10 protein-coding genes and 1 pseudogene are annotated in these 16,483 nt (G+C 61.3%); 5 read left to right on the top strand and 6 right to left on the bottom strand.

Translation table 11 applies throughout. The features are described from left to right. Positions 1 to 143 precede the first annotated feature (143 nt). Complete coding sequence (locus AC6RV7_RS06075) at positions 144 to 1,961, top strand: S41 family peptidase (protein ID WP_500093021.1); 1,818 nt, start codon at positions 144 to 146, stop codon at positions 1,959 to 1,961. 760 nt (positions 1,962 to 2,721) lie between these two features. Here the strand turns inward: AC6RV7_RS06075 and AC6RV7_RS06070 are convergent. Next, a complete protein-coding gene (locus AC6RV7_RS06070) occupies positions 2,722 to 3,870 on the bottom strand; it encodes a cellulase family glycosylhydrolase (RefSeq protein ID WP_500093020.1) in 1,149 nt (382 codons plus the stop codon). A gap of 511 nt (positions 3,871 to 4,381) precedes the next feature. Here AC6RV7_RS06070 and AC6RV7_RS06065 point away from each other — a divergent pair. Continuing rightward, positions 4,382 to 4,603, top strand: coding sequence for an addiction module protein (locus tag AC6RV7_RS06065; protein WP_500093019.1), 222 nt, complete (start codon positions 4,382 to 4,384; stop codon positions 4,601 to 4,603). A gap of 3 nt (positions 4,604 to 4,606) precedes the next feature. Further along, positions 4,607 to 4,909 (top strand): type II toxin-antitoxin system RelE/ParE family toxin, encoded by a 303-nt coding sequence (locus AC6RV7_RS06060; RefSeq protein WP_500093018.1) that lies wholly within the window; start codon positions 4,607 to 4,609, stop codon positions 4,907 to 4,909. Between the two features lie 632 nt (positions 4,910 to 5,541). Here AC6RV7_RS06060 and AC6RV7_RS06055 read toward each other — a convergent pair. The 5 genes from AC6RV7_RS06055 to AC6RV7_RS06035 form a co-directional block, all read right to left on the bottom strand. Next, positions 5,542 to 6,327 (bottom strand): PEP-CTERM sorting domain-containing protein, encoded by a 786-nt coding sequence (locus AC6RV7_RS06055; protein WP_500093017.1) that lies wholly within the window; start codon positions 6,325 to 6,327, stop codon positions 5,542 to 5,544. A gap of 576 nt (positions 6,328 to 6,903) precedes the next feature. Continuing rightward, on the bottom strand, positions 6,904 to 8,829 hold the full coding sequence (locus AC6RV7_RS06050) for a DUF2075 domain-containing protein (RefSeq protein WP_500093016.1): 1,926 nt from the start codon (positions 8,827 to 8,829) through the stop codon (positions 6,904 to 6,906). A gap of 813 nt (positions 8,830 to 9,642) precedes the next feature. Then, a complete protein-coding gene (locus AC6RV7_RS06045) occupies positions 9,643 to 13,305 on the bottom strand; it encodes a beta strand repeat-containing protein (RefSeq protein WP_500093015.1) in 3,663 nt (1,220 codons plus the stop codon). A 68-nt stretch (positions 13,306 to 13,373) separates the two neighbouring features. Further along, a complete protein-coding gene (locus AC6RV7_RS06040; protein WP_500093014.1) occupies positions 13,374 to 14,159 on the bottom strand; it encodes a helix-turn-helix transcriptional regulator in 786 nt (261 codons plus the stop codon). A gap of 284 nt (positions 14,160 to 14,443) precedes the next feature. Next, the gene (locus AC6RV7_RS06035) at positions 14,444 to 14,611 is read right to left on the bottom strand and encodes an addiction module protein (RefSeq protein WP_500093013.1); all 168 of its coding nucleotides are present in this window, start codon (positions 14,609 to 14,611) and stop codon (positions 14,444 to 14,446) included. Between the two features lie 447 nt (positions 14,612 to 15,058). Between AC6RV7_RS06035 and AC6RV7_RS06030 the strand changes: the two are divergent. Both AC6RV7_RS06030 and AC6RV7_RS06025 read left to right on the top strand, forming a co-directional pair. Beyond that, a pseudogene (locus AC6RV7_RS06030) lies at positions 15,059 to 15,205 on the top strand (DUF4236 domain-containing protein); the annotation flags it as partial. 90 nt (positions 15,206 to 15,295) lie between these two features. Continuing rightward, the gene (locus AC6RV7_RS06025) at positions 15,296 to 16,129 is read left to right on the top strand and encodes a hypothetical protein (RefSeq protein WP_500094205.1); all 834 of its coding nucleotides are present in this window, start codon (positions 15,296 to 15,298) and stop codon (positions 16,127 to 16,129) included. The last annotated feature ends 354 nt before the right edge of the window (positions 16,130 to 16,483 follow it).

Below are 16,483 nucleotides of genomic sequence, written 5' to 3'. Positions count from 1 at the left end.
TATACGAACGCGACGGGTGCCTCTTCGCGAAACTTCGCTCCCGCGCCGAAGCCCTGGTGCGGCAAGCAGCGGGCGCGTCGCGCGACACGAAGTCTTTTCACGGACCTCTTGTAATAAAAGCCGGTCGCAGGCTCACCGCTCTTATGTCCATCCCCCGCGCGTTCCCGTTCGCCGCCAGCGTGTGTGCCGCAGCGGTCACCAGCCTCGGCGCGGCAACGGCTCCGGAGCCGTTGCCCCGTGATATCGATCACCTCACCACACTGGCGGAAGTCGCCGGCTATGTCCGGTTCTTTTCACCCAGCGACGAGGCGGCGGCCGCGGACTGGGATCGCGTCGTGATCGTCGGAGCCGAGGCGGCACGCGCGGCGCGGAGTACGTCGGAACTCAAGATTGCGCTCGAGCGCGTGTTTGGCCCCTTGGCGCCAGGGCTGAAACTGCAGTTCGCCGAGGAGCGCGCCGCAGCGACCGATGGAAAGGCCGTCGCAGGCTCGGGGCTGCTGACGTTCTGGCAATACGCCGGGCTCTCACTGACCGACCAGCCCGGCCCGTTTCGTCGGCGACGCGTGGTCCGCGGTGGAGAACTCGCTGAACGGCAGCCGCTGTTCACCCCGGTGGAGCCGCCGCCAGCGATTGCGGAGCCACTGCCGGGCGGGCTATGGATCACGATGCCGACGGCACTGCCAACTGACGAGGCGGGACGCACCCCGGCACCGAACCACGAGGAAGCGACCGCGTTGCAGGCCCGGTTAGCCGAGATCGACGTAGCGAAATTCGGAGTGGACGACTGGCGACTGCGGGTAAGCGGCGTCGTCACGGTGTGGACTGCTTTTCAACATTTCCATCCCTATCTCCAAGGCGACGGGTGGCGGGAAGCGCTGCGACCGGCGCTCGAGGCCGCGCTATGCGGCGAGACTCGCGAAGACTATTATCGCACGCTTTCGGCGATGATCGCTCGAACGGGCGACGGCCATGGCTATGTTTATGGACGCGGAGAGGAGTTCGGCGGGCTATCCTGGCGGGTGACGCGAGCGGAGGGCGCGGTGGTGGTGACCGCGGCGGAAGCAGAGGCGCCGGTGCGGCGGGGCGACGTGGTATTGAGCGTGGACGGGTTGGCGGCGCACGACGCGTTGCGCGCGCTGGAGGAAATCACGCCCGGGTCAGCACACCTGCGAGAGTTTCGCGCGTTGAACCAGTTTGGCGAAGGGCCAATCGGACGGGCAGCACAAGTCATCGTGCAACGCGGTGCGGAGCGGGTTTCCATGGAGCTGCCGCGGCGTCGTGAGCGGCGCGGGTATTTCTTCAAAGGCGGGGTCGAGGAGTTCGCATTCCCTGGGTGCAGCGAGGTGAGGCCAGGAATTTTCTACGTAAACCTCTACACGGTGACGCCGGCGGAGTATCAGGAACACCTCCCTCAGCTCGCGGCGGCACGCGGGGTGATCTTCGACTGGCGCTGGGGCGGGCGACCGCCCGCCGATCCGAACGGTAAACAACTGCAGGTGCACGCAGACGTCATTCCGCACCTGATCGACCAACGTATCCAGGCGTCACCGATGCTCGTCCCGAAGGTCACGCAGCCGAACCGAGTCGGATGGTGCTACATCGAGATGACTTGGCCGGTCGAGCCGAAGGCGCCGCGATTCAGGGGGAAGGTGGTGTTCATCAACGAACCAAGTGTGGTGAGCTACGGCGAGACCTGCATGGCGATGCTGGCCGACTATCGACTGGCGACGCTCGTAGGGGCGGCGACGGCAGGCTGCAACGGCAACGCGAGCTTCATTCCGTTGCCGGGAGGATTCCGGGTGATGTGGACGGCGATGGAGGTGCGGAAGCATGACCGCACGGTGTTTTATGGCACGGGTTTTCGGCCCGACGTGCCGGTGGCGCGGACCCGACGTGGCATCGAGGAAGGCCGCGACGAATACCTCGCAGCGGCAATCGCGTGGCTGGACCAACAACCATAAGGGGGCGTTTCGATTCGTATCAGGAGCAGAAAAGCCACGACGACACGGCCAACGCCGGGACAGGTCGACCAACACCGAGGGTTGATCGCGCCGTTCGCTCCAGCGTTACATTTATGCGAGCACGGTGGATCCCTCTTCGCGAAACTTCGCGTCCTTGGCGTCTTTGCGCTGAATCGGAATGCCGAGTCGGACTAAGCGCGAAGTCGCGAAGCAGGCGAAGATCGATCCGCGAAGCCAAACCGATCGAACCGACTGCGCGCCGACGGCGCTTGTCGCTCGCTCGGGTGACGGAACTCCAAGCCAAGGATCCGTGCCTTTGGTTTCCTTCGCGAAACTTCGCCACCTTGGCGTCTTTGCGCTTAATCCGAGTTCGGAGTCGGACTAAGCGCCAAGGCGCGAAGATCGCGAACATCGATCCGCGAAGCCGAGCCGACCGAACCGACTGCGCGCCGCCGGCCCTTGTCGCTTCGCGTCGGTGTTGAAGGCAGGCCAAGAATTGACCCCTTGCGACTCCTTTGGCGCCGCCACGCTGCAGCATCCGATGTGCGGCGACGGTGTGACGTCGACGGTCTTTTGTTTTCCGTCGATCAGGCGCGTCGCGCGTTCACTGGGACAGCGGCGCTGCGTTAATCGACGCAGCGCGGATTATCTCCGCGAAGCTTCGCCGCCTTCGCGTCTTTGCGCTTAGGTCCGAAAGCCAAAAACCAGAATCAACAAGTAACAGCCTGCCCCCTTTGTCCCTGACCGCGCGCAGTCTGGTTTACCGGATCGAGGGTGCGTGCTTTGTGACCGAGCGAATGTAGTCGACCTCGTCCTGCCGGTAGGCCGTGCCATCCGCGCGAAACACGTCGTGATGCCACAATTTCGGTTCCTCCGTATACATTTTGGTCCAGCTCTCCCAGGGATAGTTGGTCTGCGACTTACCCTCGACCAAACCCCAGTGGAACGCGCCTATGCCAGCCGCCTTCAGGTCGCCGAGAATCGGATCGAACGTGCTGCCCGCCCCGCGCGCCATATACTCCGTGCACCACATCGGCCGCGCGCTGGCCGCTCTGAGTTCGGCGATCTCACGAGCCATGTCGTCACGCGGGCCGTAATTGTGGAAGGTAATGATGTCCGAGTTCGCCAGCGTGAATTGGTGCATCGGCGGGTTCTTCTTCCGACCATTGTAATCGAGCCAGACCCCGATGGTGAGCGGCTGAGACGGATCGATCTCTCGCACCCAGGTGACCGCCTTCTCCAGAAGCAAAAGCGTCCACTCGGCCTTGTTCGGCAGCTCGATATTGCCGTAGCTGTCCCGGTTCGGGTTTTCCGGCTCGTTGAAAAGGTCCCAGCCCAGCACGCGAGGGTCGTCTTTGAAGCGCCGAACGACGCCTTGCACGTAATCCTTCAACGCATCCTGCCTGGCCGGATCGCCAAGGATCACGCGGCCAGGCGACTGCACCCAGCCACTGTTGTGGATGTGGGGCCGCGGAGGCCGTTGCGCGCCCGCGTAAGGATGCGGATCCCACACGCCGTCGAAAAACACGAAGAGGATCTTGATCCCGTGCCGATCCGCCACCGCGAGAAACTGATCCATCCGCTTAAGAAGCCCGTCGCGATCCTGCTCCCATAAAATATCGTGCAAGAACACGCGCATCGCGTTCATGCCCACCTCCGCCGCCCAGCCGAACTCTTCATCGATCGTCGCCAGATCGAACGTTTCCGCCTGCCACATTTCGAGCTGGTTGATCGCCGAACGCGGGACGTAGTTGGCACCGATCGGCAAGGTTTGTTGAGCGGCCCAGGCATTTGCCCGAGCCTCGCTCCAACGTCCCGGCAGTGAGTCGGCCCGCAACGTCAGCGTTGCGGCTTGGCCGACGAACGCTGCGGCAAAAACAATCACAAAGCAGACAAGGTATTTTTTCATGAGTTGAATCAGAGCGGATGCGAAACAGCCGGACGAGGGGTCGATCCAGAAGAAGGTTCGGATCGCGCGCAAGAAGAGGAGACCCAAATGGGTCATGTCTGAATTTTTGACACCATTTGTTTTCAGGTGCCGTGACAGGCGGCGGCGAGCGGGGCGCGGGGCTACGGCGACTTTACTGGACTGCAGGAATTAGCCCGGCAACAGCTCTTAACTTACCCCACGGTGGTCGTTGCCTTCGCGAAACTTCGCCAGCTTGGCGTCTTTGCGCTGAATTCAATCTTCCAGTCGGACTAAGCGCGAAGGCGCGAAGAAAGCGAAGATCGATCCGCGAAGCCAAACCGAGCGAACCGACCGCGCGCCGCGGCGGTGCTTGTCGCTTCGCTCCGGGGCGGGAGGCCAAGCCAAGGATCGGGGCCCTTTGGATTTTCTTCGCGAAGCTTCGCCCTCTTAGCGTCGTCGCGCTCAATCCAATTCCTTGCCTCCCGTCGCATCCGCATCACATTTTCGCCCCATGAACGCTGCGCTCGCCGCTGAGATTGAACGACTGTCGCCGGCGGAGAAACTCCTCCTGGTCGAGGAGCTTTGGAATCAGATCGCGCGGGAGTCCAACGCTGTCGAACCGCCCGCTTGGCACGATGCTGTCCTTGCTGAGGATGCGCAGCGCTACGTGTCGGATCCATCACGTGGAGATTCGTGGGAAAACGTGAAGCGGCGCATCGTCGGCCAAGCCTAAGGCATGGCCAATACGATTTCCCTCGCGCCGCGCGCTGAGGCCGATTTGAGGGAAGCGTTTCGATGGTATGAGGCGCGAAGTGCAGGCCTCGGAAATGAGTTCCTCCGCTGTGTCGAAGCGCGACTGCACCTGATCGCCCGAATGCCGCAGATCTTCCGATTGCGCGGTCCACTCCACCGGCTGGCTCGCATCGATCGCTTCCCCTACGGTATCTATTTCGTTTGGGAAGAGCCTCAGGCGCATGTCGCCGTCCGCCGCGTGCTGCATTTCGCGCAAGACGACAGCCAAGCCCTTCGTAGTCCCTGAAACGACGCCGTAGTTCAAAGCGGCTCAGGTGGAGTGTCCTTCGCCACCTTGGCGTCTTTGCGCTGAATTCAATCTTCCAGTCGGACTAAGCGCGAAGGCGCGAAGAACGCGAAGATCGATCCGCGAAGCCAAACCGACCGAACCGACTGCGCACCGCGGCGGTGCTTGTCGCTTCGCTCCCGTGGGGAAGGCCAAACCAAGGTCCAGGAGCCCTCTGGTTCCTTCGCGAAACTTAGCTCCCTTCGCGTCTTCGCGCTTAATTCCGAAACAGCTCTTAACTTACCCCACGGTGATCGTTGCCTTCGCGAAACTTCGCCAGCTTCGCGTCTTTGCGCTGAATTCAATCTTCCAGTCGGACTAAGCGCGAAGGCGCGAAGAAGGCGAAGATCGATCCGCGAAGCCAAATCGAGCGAACCGACCGCGCGCCGCGGTCCATGACCCCTTCGGTTGCCCTCCAACCAAATGGTGATGGTTCCGTATGATCGGGTAGGCGTGAGTCGCCAGCTGAAGATCTCGACGGCCTCTCCAGCGCCGACAGAAACGCGCCCGCTTCGCTCGCGTTCCTGAACAAAGCGCGCCGGTGGTTGCCGCGGTTAACGACGCGCTAAATGCCGCCGGCGCGAACTTAGCAATTAACAGCTATCGGCCTGCCCCCCATTGGAGCGGCCCTGTTTATTCCTGCGGCAGAGCACCACCCAGCCGAGCGCTAGCGCGCCGACAAGCACAGCATAGGTCGAGGGCTCCGGAATCGCGATGGTGCCGAGAGTCGCCGCGTTGATCTGCGGGCTGTAAGGGCCGAGGTTGATCACTTGAGTCGTGTCCTCGGCGGTGAATATTCCGGTCACAAACTGCCCAAGCGTGGCGCCGTTGTTGCTGTAGCGCACGTCGACGCTGTTGCCGTCGGTGAGGGCGTCGGAGAAGGTGACGATTTCTGTGTTATGGTAGCTGGCACGCGAGTCATTGACCCAGAATTGAATTTGGTAGGTGGCGCCGGCGATCAGGTTGAGCAGCGTCATCGTCTGGGTATCGGAGACATCTCCCGACCAGAAGGTCGCGGAACGCAGCAGGTCCTGATAACCGCTGCTCAGGGCGGTGTAAAAGGCACCGGCGTTGCCGAACGAGTTCGGGAAGTGGTAAATGGACGAACCTACGGTGGTGAGCGTAAAATCGGAATTGCCGGTGTTGGACGCGTCGTAGCCCGTGAAGGTGACGCCATTGACCACCGGACTCACGGCTGCGTTGCCGAAATTGTAGGCCCAGAGTCGCGTGTCGACGGGAGCGACGTCTGCGTCCCCGCTGATGAAAGTTGGAGTCCCCCAAGTGATAACAGCTTGGGCGTGGGACAAACAATGGGTTGTCAAAAAGAGCGCAACACCGATGCCGAGATGGAGGAGTTTGCGCGAGGTGCCATGATTCATGCGGGGGGGGAAAGAGTTTTCCAAACGCACCTTGGCAAGCCTTCGTGGAGCAAATTCGCACGAACAGTCAGTCTGAAAATCATTGGAGATTATCGGACCGATGCCGGCAGGGCAGACTCCGCACCGTGGCTCGACTCTGTGCACACGTCGTCGTGACGTTGTCGTTCACGCCGGAGAAAACTCGTATCTCACGACAAGGCGTCGCGCCTCGTATCCAACATCCAGGCCAGGTAGAAGGGGTCATGTCTGACTTTTGACAGCATCCGTTCTGAGGTGCCGCTACAGGCGTGGCGAGGGGCGCGGGGCCACGGCGACTTTGCCGGACAGGAATTGCCCGAAGTATGAGTGAGTGCGGCCCTGCTCGGGCAGACAGCCTTCAGCGATGACGAAGTATTGATCAGGAACTCGGCTCGTGACGAATTACAGCGAGCCGCTCACGAGGACTGGATTTTGGTGGGCGAGCTCAGCAATTCGACAATCTATCCTGAGGAAGACTGGACCGGGATCAGTCCCGCCGACTTTGATATATGTGATGTCTCTTCCGCGGGTGAGCGCAAATAGCTCGTTCAACCGAACTCAGATCACGGTCAGCCCCAGCCCGGAGAGGTAGCGGAACGTGTCGTCGTAGTATGATGGCGGACGGGTCCCATCCTCCGCGTCTCCAGGCGGCACGAAGATCGCCATCCCCTGCCGAGCACGGGTGAGAAGCACGCGGTAAGCATTCTTCAAATAGCGGCGACGCTCCGGCTTCTTCACACGCTGCCATCTGGCACCGACAAAAGCGTGATACTCCCATCCAGAGCTAACGAGGCGCAGGTCTGCATCCCACGTGACACAGGCCCAGTCGAGTTCGAGGCCTTGCACTTGAAACTCGGTTGCCGCGTCCTCGAGGTACATGCTGGAACGCGGGTCATCGTCGCCATTGAGAAACCAATGCACAGGATCCACCGTCACGCGAATATCGATGGCATGGGGCTTCAGCCGATGCGCGGCTGACGAGGCAACCACTCCGACGCGTTCACTGGCACGAGCACGGCTCTTCACCCAGGCCTTCGCGCGGCTGATGTCACGGGTAACAACGATGGGATATGCCGCTTGCACGGCCCGGTAGAGGTCTCGGGCCCGCTCCTTTTCGCATTCAAGCAACGCATGTACAAAGGCCGAAACTTTCTCCGCCCGAAAGGAACGCATGGAGACCGCAAGATGCAGTTTCTCATCGTAACATACGCTTGCGTGAGCCGCTAATCGATCCAGCGCCGTTTCCGCCTGATACTCAGGGCCCATCAAATTGGAGGGCACATACACGTGCCACTCCGAGAATCTCTCCCGGACCGCGTCGAGCCACGCCGAAATTCCGGCCTCTCCGCGGTTGATCTCCTGCCCACCGCCAACGAGGCAGACGACCACCGCCCAATCCGAATGCCGATTGAGATAGGAAATTAGAAACTCGGGTTCAGACTGATTGAAATCAGGGCGCCCCTTTTTTCGCCGCATGAAGTCGGCTGTCATCGCCGTGTTCCATGCGCGCTGCGCCTCGTCAAATATAACGACATGGTCGGTGGGCGGCAGCTCCGTTCGCAGACCTTCATCGCGGAAATGATGAACGTTCTGAATAAAGCTCTTGATTGGCTGACCGGCTTCCTTCTTCGACGTGCGAACCCCACGCGTGCGCAGTCTCTTGATTTCATCGCGCGTGAGCGCTTCCCGGAGCACTTTCACCAGCGGATCGTTGCCGGAGAGAAACACCGCATGTGTCGGCGACGCCGAATCGCGGCGCTTCGTCGCGAGGTTCAGTCCAACGAGCGTTTTTCCGGCACCGGGCACGCCCGTGATGAAGACAATCGCGCGAAATCGTTTCGCACGCGCTTCACCGACAATTCGTTCAACCGCGCCAGAGGTGTAGGCAAGGTTGTCAGCGCCGGCATCATTACGGGTTATCGCTTCGACCGAGTGGTTCGCATATAGCGCCTGCGCCGCTTCGATGATGGTTGGCGTTGGACGATAAGGAGCCCGCGCCCATGCCTCGGCATCGATCGTTGGACCAGTGATCTCGCGCGTCACCTGCTGAACGAGTTTGGACAGGTCGTCAGCATTACTATCGATTGGTTGATACACCCTGTCCGCGTGCGACAAAAAGCTTGTGGAATGAGACGGCGCCTCGGTCGCGATCAGGACGGGTATGATGGCCGCGTCACGACTGCCGAGGTGAAAGTTTTTAAGATCCAGCGCATAATCCCACACCTGATCTCTGGCCGCTCGCTCGAATGACTTTGCGCCGACCTTAAACTCCAGGACCAAGATCGCGGGACCGGTGATGACGACCGCATCAATCCGGCTCCCGATTCGTGGCACCACAAACTCGAAGAACACCCGGCCCGAAATTCCCGCCAGGCTACGCTGGAGAAGCCCAATTTCGTGAGTCCAAGCCTCGCGCTGCGTCTCTTCGACCGCAAAATTGCTGTGTAGAACGAGGTCCCCGATCACCTCGCGGGGCTCGGCCACAGCGAAGTCCTCGATTTGGGCGGCGTAGTAGGCGGTAGACGCTGGAGGCTGAACGGACAACGCCGGCCAGGCTATGAGTGATCACGTCCTCGACAAGCCAATGCAGTAGAGCAGCGACAGACGGGACCGGAGCGGTCCGAGGCCAGACCCACTTTGCGGGCGCAAGGATATGAGGCCGGCAAAAGGCCTTGATTTCACCCAGCCGATCCCGCGGTGCGTCAGCGTTACGATCAGGCGTGCCCCCGCGGCTGGGGGTGGCGTCCGGAGGCGATGTAGTGTTTTCGGAAATTAACCGCTTATGTTGCGGCGGAGCTCAAACGATCGCGTCGTCCAAGGCTACCCGAAGGTTCCCCGAACCGTTCAAGAAGGCTTCCCGAAGGTTCAGACCAAAAGACAGCCGCCCTTCCCCGTCTCGTTTTGGCCCGGCAATCTAAATGACTGCGTGACTCGCGCCCCGAATGGATTGGCCGGCTCGGAGAGCGGGCGCACCTGGCGGTCGGGACGACCGCCGCTACCCTATCCGACTCAATTTCAGTGGCAGGGGAGCGAAGCGGAAGGCGCGCATTGTCCTCGCGAGATTTCTCCACCTTGGCGTCTTTGCGCTTACTCCGATTCCGAGTCGGACTAGCGCCAAGTCGCGAAGCAGGCGAAGATCGATCCGCGAAGCCGAGCCGACCGCGCGCCGCCCGGCGCTTGTCGCCTCGCTCGGGGGAAGAAGGCTCTAGACGAAGGATCAAAACCCTCTTCGGTTTTCTTCGCGAAGCTTCGCCCGCTGAGCGTCGTCGCGCTTAAATCCGAAAGGCGCGACCGGCGTCACCCGCAAGTCGGGTGTTTCCGATCCCGTCCGGCTCCTGCTGCGCCGCGGCGGCGACGATGCCACACCGCAAAGCCGAGTGTGAATGCCCCTGCGAAGGTGGCGCAGGTCGAAGGTTCGGGGATGGCGGAGACGGCGGTGAGCTGCAGGGCGTTGCTGACGAATTCGAGCGAGTAGTCATAGCCGACGATCGTGTCGCCGAAGACAAAGTCGGTGAGATCGAAATCCGTCAGCGTCACGCTCTCGGCGAAAGTGAACAGCGTGTAGGTGCCGTCGCCGAAGCCGCCGGAATTGAAAATATCCAGAATCACGGCGCCGTCGGACGCACCAGTGAGCGTGCCGCCGGTGACTTCGATCAGGTCGCTGAACGTGCCCAGCTCAAACTCCAGCGTGGAGCCGCCGTCGAGCGTCAGCCCGCCTTCGAAGGTCAGGGTGCCGGGAGAATTTCCGGGAGTCAGCGTGGCGCCGGTGGCGATGGTGACGAGGCCGCCGAAGGTGCCGACGCCGCCGAGCGTGGCGCCGGATTGGACCGCGACGGAGGAGCTGGCGAACGCTCCGTTTACCACGAGTTTGCCGGCGTTGATGGAGGTGGCGCCGGTGTAGGTGTTGGGACCCTCCAGCGTCAGGGTGCCGGTGCCGACTTTGGTCAAGAAGCCCGTGCCCGCCCCGCTCGTCGCGATCGTGCCGGCAAAGGTGGTGTCGGTGTGGTTCGCGCCGACGGTGAGGTTGGTCACCACACCGGAGTTCGCGATGAGCGTCACGTCGCCCGTCCCGGAGAGCGAGCCGAGTTCGTAGCTGCCGGAGCTGCGGGACGCGAGATAAAGCTCGCCGCCCGAAGCAACGGAGAAGGCATTGGCGGCCCAAGAGGTGGTGGAGGCCGGGAGCTGGAAGCGGCCCTGCTCGATGGTCACCGCGCCGGTGTAGGCGCTATGGGTGCCCGCCAGGTTGACGGTGCCGGCTCCGGTTTTGGTAAAGGTGCCGGAGCCGGAGAGGGCGCCAAACAACGAGAAGGTGGAACCGACGTCGGTCACCTCGAGGCTGCCGCCGCTGGCGGTGACGCTCGTCGGGCGTGGGGTGCCGTAGCCCGCGCCCGTATAGCGAAGGGTGCCACCGTTGAAGGTCAGGGTGCCGTCGGTCCCCCCCAGCGAGCCATTGCTGGCGCCGAAGGAGAGGACGCCGCCGCTCAGGATGACGCCGCCACCGATCGTATTGGACGTCGTCAGGACCAAAGTGCCCGCCCCGGTCTTTTCCACGCGACCATCGGACGCGCCATCGAAGATATGGCCTTGGGTGGCCGTGCCCGAGTCCACGTTGAGTCTGGCGGCGACGTTATCGGAGTGGAAATCGCCGCTCAGGAGATGAACCCGGTTGGCGATGACGAGCCCATCAGCGTAGTCGACCGTGGCGCCCTTCACGTAGATCGCGACGGTGCTGGCGGCGGCGTTATTCTCCAAGCGGAGGGTGGTTCCCGGATCGAGTTCGAGCCGGCCGGTGTAGGTGTTGACGCCGGAGAAAGTGACGGGGCCGGAACCGACGAGCTCGATGTCGCCGTCACCGCTGATCGTCCCGTCGAAGATGGACGCCGCGGAACTGTTGAAGCGGAGGGTGGCGCTGTTGACGATTTCGGTGGAGAGCACGCCGCCCACGCCAAGTTCAAGAACGCCGCCGTTGATGGTGATGCTTCCAGCGTGGGGGTTGGCGCCGGTGAGGATGAGCGTGCCGGCGCCCGTTTTGGTCAACAAGCCGGCGCCGCCAAATTCCACGGCGCTGATCACGGTGAACTCCTGGGTGTCGATGGTGCCGCCGCTCGCGCCCAAGATCACGTTGCCGGCGGCAAACCCGCTGAACAGGTCGTTTTGGTTGCCGCCTAGCCGCAGAGTGCCGCCGTTGAAGGTAACGGTCGCGGTGTCCGACGCCGGACCGGCGGCGGTGAGCGTCGAGGCCGTCACGGTGCCGCCATTGATCGCCAGAGCGCCGCCGACCGTGAAGGCGCTGTCCGGGTGCTGGACGGATCCTGTGACGGTCAGCGTGCCTTCGCTCACCGTCGTGCCTCCGGCATAGGTGTTGGCTCCGCCGAGGTTCAATCTGCCGGTGCCTTTTTTGATCAACCCACCCGGGCCGCTCAGTCCGTAGGAGGCCGTGCTGACGTTGAAGCCCTGGGAGTCGATGGTCCCCCCGCCGGCTTCGAGCGTGACCGTTCCCGGATCGAATTCTGGAAACAGCTCGGACACCGACTTGGAGAGCCGGAGCGTTCCTCCGTTGAACCGAATGGCCTCGGTCCCGCCGCCGAGAAACGGCGAAGAAGACGACCCCATCAGATCACTCGTGGCAAGGACTCCGCCGTTCAGCTGGAGCAGGCCGTGCGATCCCGAGCCCCAGCCAAAAAACACCGATTTCCCCGTGGCGACCAAGCCATCGTTGATCGTAAGGGTGCCGGTCCTGCCGTTGGAACCGATGGCGACACTTCCGCTGACATTCACACTCCCACCATTCACCTCGGTCGGGCCATCGATCACCAGGGTGCCGACGGACAACATACCCGAATCCCGGACCACCAGTTTCTCCTCGGCATAGATGGTCTGCGCCTCCACCGAAGCGTTTCCGGAGAGGTCAACCGAGGTGCCGTCCCCGATAATTTCCAGCGTAGTGGCCGACGCCGTGGCCGAGTCCCGGACCGTCGTTTCTCCGGCGATAGTGATGGTTTGTGCGCTTATCGAACCGTTCCCGGATATGTCAGCCGAGCTGTTGGTGTTGAACGTTAGCTGATTTGAGGCCGACACCGAACCGTTTCCTGAAATGTCGATCACGCCCCCCAATGCCAGGTTCGTGCCCGACAACGCTCCCGAATCCCGGATCCTCAGTTTCCCGGAACCGTAAAAGATCGATGCCTTCACTGAACCATCCCCGGAAATATCAATCAGGCCGCCCTTCATCAGGTTGAGCGAGTCGGAGATGTTCCAATTTCCACCACTCACATGCGCCTCGCCGTCCCGCACCCTCGCCTGCCAGCTGGTCACCACGCTGGCGCCGGAGATCTCCAAGGTGCCTTTCCCATTTATATACCCGATATCAAGCCTCTCGCCTGAATTGAGCGTCCCGTTGATGACTTGGAGCAAGGCGGTGGCACCCGGGTCCGCTGCCACGAAAATGAAGGACTGGAGGAAGTCCGGTGAGAGCGCAGCCTGGTCAAAAGGAAGCGTGACCGTCCCACCGTTGCGAACGATCAGCGTGGCGCTGCCTGGGCCCCCGACAGAGATCGCGGAGCTGTGAAAGGTGCCGCCATTCACATCGATCACGCCTGATACGCCGCTGGCTAGTCCCATAAACGTCAAAAACCCCGCATCCTCTGATATCACCCCTGACACAACCCCTCCGCTGTTGATGGTCAGGCGCCCGTCCGATTCGGTGCCTCCAACCACCAATATATCTCCGACGTCCCACGCCGGTGACGTGAAGGGATTCGAGCCGTAAACCTCTCCCTCGACGGTGACCTGGGCGGAGGCGAGGTGAGGCAACCAAGCGAGGAGAAGGGAGAGCGCCGCCCACAATCTGGCAACGGATCGGATCCTCGAAAACGAAGTGCTCCAGCGGGAGGCGGTGTGTGCCGGGTCAATGGTGGGAGTGGCGGTTTCGCCCCACCGTGCTTGGGAACGTTCCATCATCGGTCTTCGAAGACGTTACCCAAACCCACAAAACCCGCCTACCCTGCTAAATAGCAGGGGCCCCGCGATCAGACCCCGCCCATCCACAGGCTCATCAGCCCCGCCCGGCTGCCGACGCCGAAACTCCGGTAGATGTCCGTCACGTATTTGTGCGTGGTCGCGCGGCTCAGGCCCAGCGCCTCGGCGATTTCCTTTTCGGATTTTCGCGAGAGCAGCTGGGGCAGCAGGCGACGATGCGCCGGCGAGAGCGGCGTGTTGCCCACCAGCAGGCCGTGGTTGAGCAGAAGCTGACGGTGAAACCACTTGAGGCCGCGCAGGGTCTGCTCGACCAGGCGTGCATCCCCCGCCGTGTAGCGCGCCTCCCGCCGGATGCGGTCGAAGCAAAACAGCGACTCCGCGTCGCGGTTCACCGGAAAGGCGCACCAGATGCGATCGGTGATGCCGCCTTTCTCGAAATACATCTGATACTGCGGCGTGGCGCGAAACACCTCGAAGTCGATGAAGCCGTCGTGCAGCCGGTAGCTGCGAAAACGTCCCGCCTCCTCGACGACCTTGCGTGTGCTCAAGCCCGGATCGCGCTCCATGTGCGCGAGCACCTTGCGGATGAATTCCTGATTATACTCCGGCCGCATGATCCAGCACTCGGCCGTGCGCAGACGCCACCCATACAAGGCGTCGCTATCGGCATGCGGGGAGTCCTGAACCCGAGTGATGCCGATCCAGAAGGCATCGTCGGCCCCGATCCATTCGGAGACTCGGCTGAAGAGCAGTTCGATAGCGCCTCGTCGATCGGACAAGGGCAGGTCCGCCAACTCGTCCCATAGTCTATAGATCTTCTCCGAAGGATCCGCCATCGTTCTGAAATAGAAAGTTCAGTCGGGGTGCTGCGACCGACTCACCAAGAGAGAGACGGAGCTAATTGATCCAAGCGCCAATGACTTGATCGGCAATACAGTATCTATTTCAGAGTGGTTTTTTCCGCGACCGCATTGAACGGGGGAGGAGCGGTGGAGGCGCTAGAGTGGGCCGAGGCTGATAGTGGTTGATGTTGTGCGATGGGACTGACCGCGTCCTCCGCTCCGGTGATGGGAGCGAGCAGAGCGGAGATCCTCGAGTGCCGAACGAAGAACCCTGACTCTCATTCGAACTGGCGACGCAGTTCCTTTTTCGCCTGGTCCCAATCAAGCGCTTCGATGCGACCGGCTGCAAAATCAGCTTCCGTTTTCCGGAGTTCTTCCTCGTGCCAAGCCGGGCTGGCAAATGCCTGGTCATCCCGTGGCGTCTTTGCGCTGAATCCAAAATCCAAGTCGGACTAAGCGCGAAGTCGCGAAGATCGCGAAGGTCGATCCGCGAAGACGAGCCGACCGCACCGACTGCGCGCCCGGACCGGCGCTTGTCGCTTCGCTCCGAGATTGAAGGCCAAGCCAAGTCCAGAGCCCTCTGTTTTCCTTCGCGAATCTTCGCCAGCTTGGCGTCTTCGCGCTTAAATCCGAAAACCAAAGGTGCGGGGTGCTGAACAAGAGAACAAGAAAGGCGCAAAGTTTTGGCTGGTTTTCGCAGACGCAGATGGCCAGCGTTTGCGCTCCTCCAGCTTTCGTGAGCCCGCCCTGCTCTACCCCGCTTTCGCTCTGTGCCCGCGCCCCGGATTGGTCTGCCAGCTTCGCTGGCGTGATCGGTTCGGCTGCTCTCGCGGTCGGTGAAGTCGTCCTCCGCTCAACTCACTGTTCCCGTATTATTAAACGCACGCGCGTCGATGGGATTCTACATTCGTACGAGCATTCGCGTTGGCCTGCTGCGATTCAGTTTGTCGCAGTCGGGTGTGGGCGTATCCGCGGGTCTTCCCGGCTTTCGCGTGGGGAGCGGCCCACGGGGTAACTATATCAGAGTTGGCGGCGGCCGGATCTCATATCGCCAGTCTGTGCCGTCCTCCAGGCATGCAGCGCCGTTTAGGCCCGAAGTTGTTGAGCCCTCAAAGAGACACGGCCCAGTCATGCACGAGATTGAGAGCGGGGATGTGGCCACCATGGTCGACGGTTCCTCGGCTGCTCTGTTAGCCGAGATAAACGCCAATGCCGCGAAATGGCCGTTTGCGCCGCTTGTCGCGATTGCAGGAGCTGGAACGCTATGGGCAACCCACGATAAATTTAGCCCCGCGATTATCATAGCGATTGCACTCACTGCGTTCATTGCCGCCCGTATCTGGGATGCGCAGCGAAAAACGAGTGTCTTAATGTATGATTTTGAGGATGCGGAAGAAGAGCGCTTTAAGCGGATGCATGTCGCTTTCGAAAGTTTAGCCTCAGTTGCTCGCACATGGCATGTGAGTGCGGCGGGGAAGGTCGGGGTCCGCGATCGTAAGTATCACGCGGGTGCGAATTCAGTCGTAGGACGAAAACATGTTCAGCTTGGCTTCAGGCTACCTAAGTCGGTGAAGGCTAATATCCCGGTCCCGTGCATACCAGTAGGGCGGCAGACTCTGCACTTCCTGCCGGACGTTATTTTAATCGTAGACGGCAAAAAGGTCGGAGCCCTTGGCTATGCCTCGATCGATATGGTCATAGATGAAACAAACTTTATTGAATCTGAAGGAGTCCCCCGAGACGCAAAGGTGGTGGGGAGCACGTTCCGATACGTGAACAAATCAGGTGGGCCCGACCGAAGGTTTAAGGATAATCCGAGCATTCCGATCGCGCGGTATGAGGAGCTGCACCTGCGCAGCACAACCGGCCTTAACGAATTGATTCAGGTTTCACGAATCGGCGCGGCTGCAAGTTTCGTGGATGCGATCCGTGATGCCGCCGAAAGAACAGCCCATGTCAGCTAGCCCGTCCTGCTCAACCCCGCTTTCGCTCTCTGCCCGCGCTCTGGATTGGTCTGCTCGCTTTGCGAGCGTGATCGGTTCGGCTGCGCTCGCGGTGGGTTAAGGTGTCCTCTGCTCAACTCACTGATTTGTCCCATGAAGTTCCGTATTGTTGGAATCGTCCTCCTTGTTGCTGCGACTAGTCCGCTTCCCTCCGCGGAAAGCGCTTCAAGCGAGAAGTCAAAGACAGAACTCGAAACATTCGTAAGCGTCCGACGTTCTGCCTCGTAGACGAGTCGTAGTTGTGACGACTACGAACGCTCGTCTGGCATAGTTGTGACAGCTACGAGGCAGTTTTACGAGGGCTGCCACTGTGCC

It is taken from the genome of Opitutus sp. sgz309028 (genome assembly GCF_059821195.1).
This window is presented reverse-complemented; position numbering and strand designations above follow the sequence as displayed.

What these genes read in the sequence shown, in the direction of transcription:
- AC6RV7_RS06045 (WP_500093015.1), bottom strand. Translation starts at nt 13,305, where the DNA reads ATGATGGAACGTTCCCAAGCACGGTGGGGCGAAACCGCCACTCCCACC.
- AC6RV7_RS06065 (WP_500093019.1), top strand. Translation starts at nt 4,382, where the DNA reads ATGAACGCTGCGCTCGCCGCTGAGATTGAACGACTGTCGCCGGCGGAG.
- AC6RV7_RS06070 (WP_500093020.1), bottom strand. Translation starts at nt 3,870, where the DNA reads ATGAAAAAATACCTTGTCTGCTTTGTGATTGTTTTTGCCGCAGCGTTC.
- AC6RV7_RS06060 (WP_500093018.1), top strand. Translation starts at nt 4,607, where the DNA reads ATGGCCAATACGATTTCCCTCGCGCCGCGCGCTGAGGCCGATTTGAGG.
- AC6RV7_RS06075 (WP_500093021.1), top strand. Translation starts at nt 144, where the DNA reads ATGTCCATCCCCCGCGCGTTCCCGTTCGCCGCCAGCGTGTGTGCCGCA.
- AC6RV7_RS06055 (WP_500093017.1), bottom strand. Translation starts at nt 6,327, where the DNA reads ATGAATCATGGCACCTCGCGCAAACTCCTCCATCTCGGCATCGGTGTT.
- AC6RV7_RS06025 (WP_500094205.1), top strand. Translation starts at nt 15,296, where the DNA reads ATGCACGAGATTGAGAGCGGGGATGTGGCCACCATGGTCGACGGTTCC.
- AC6RV7_RS06040 (WP_500093014.1), bottom strand. Translation starts at nt 14,159, where the DNA reads ATGGCGGATCCTTCGGAGAAGATCTATAGACTATGGGACGAGTTGGCG.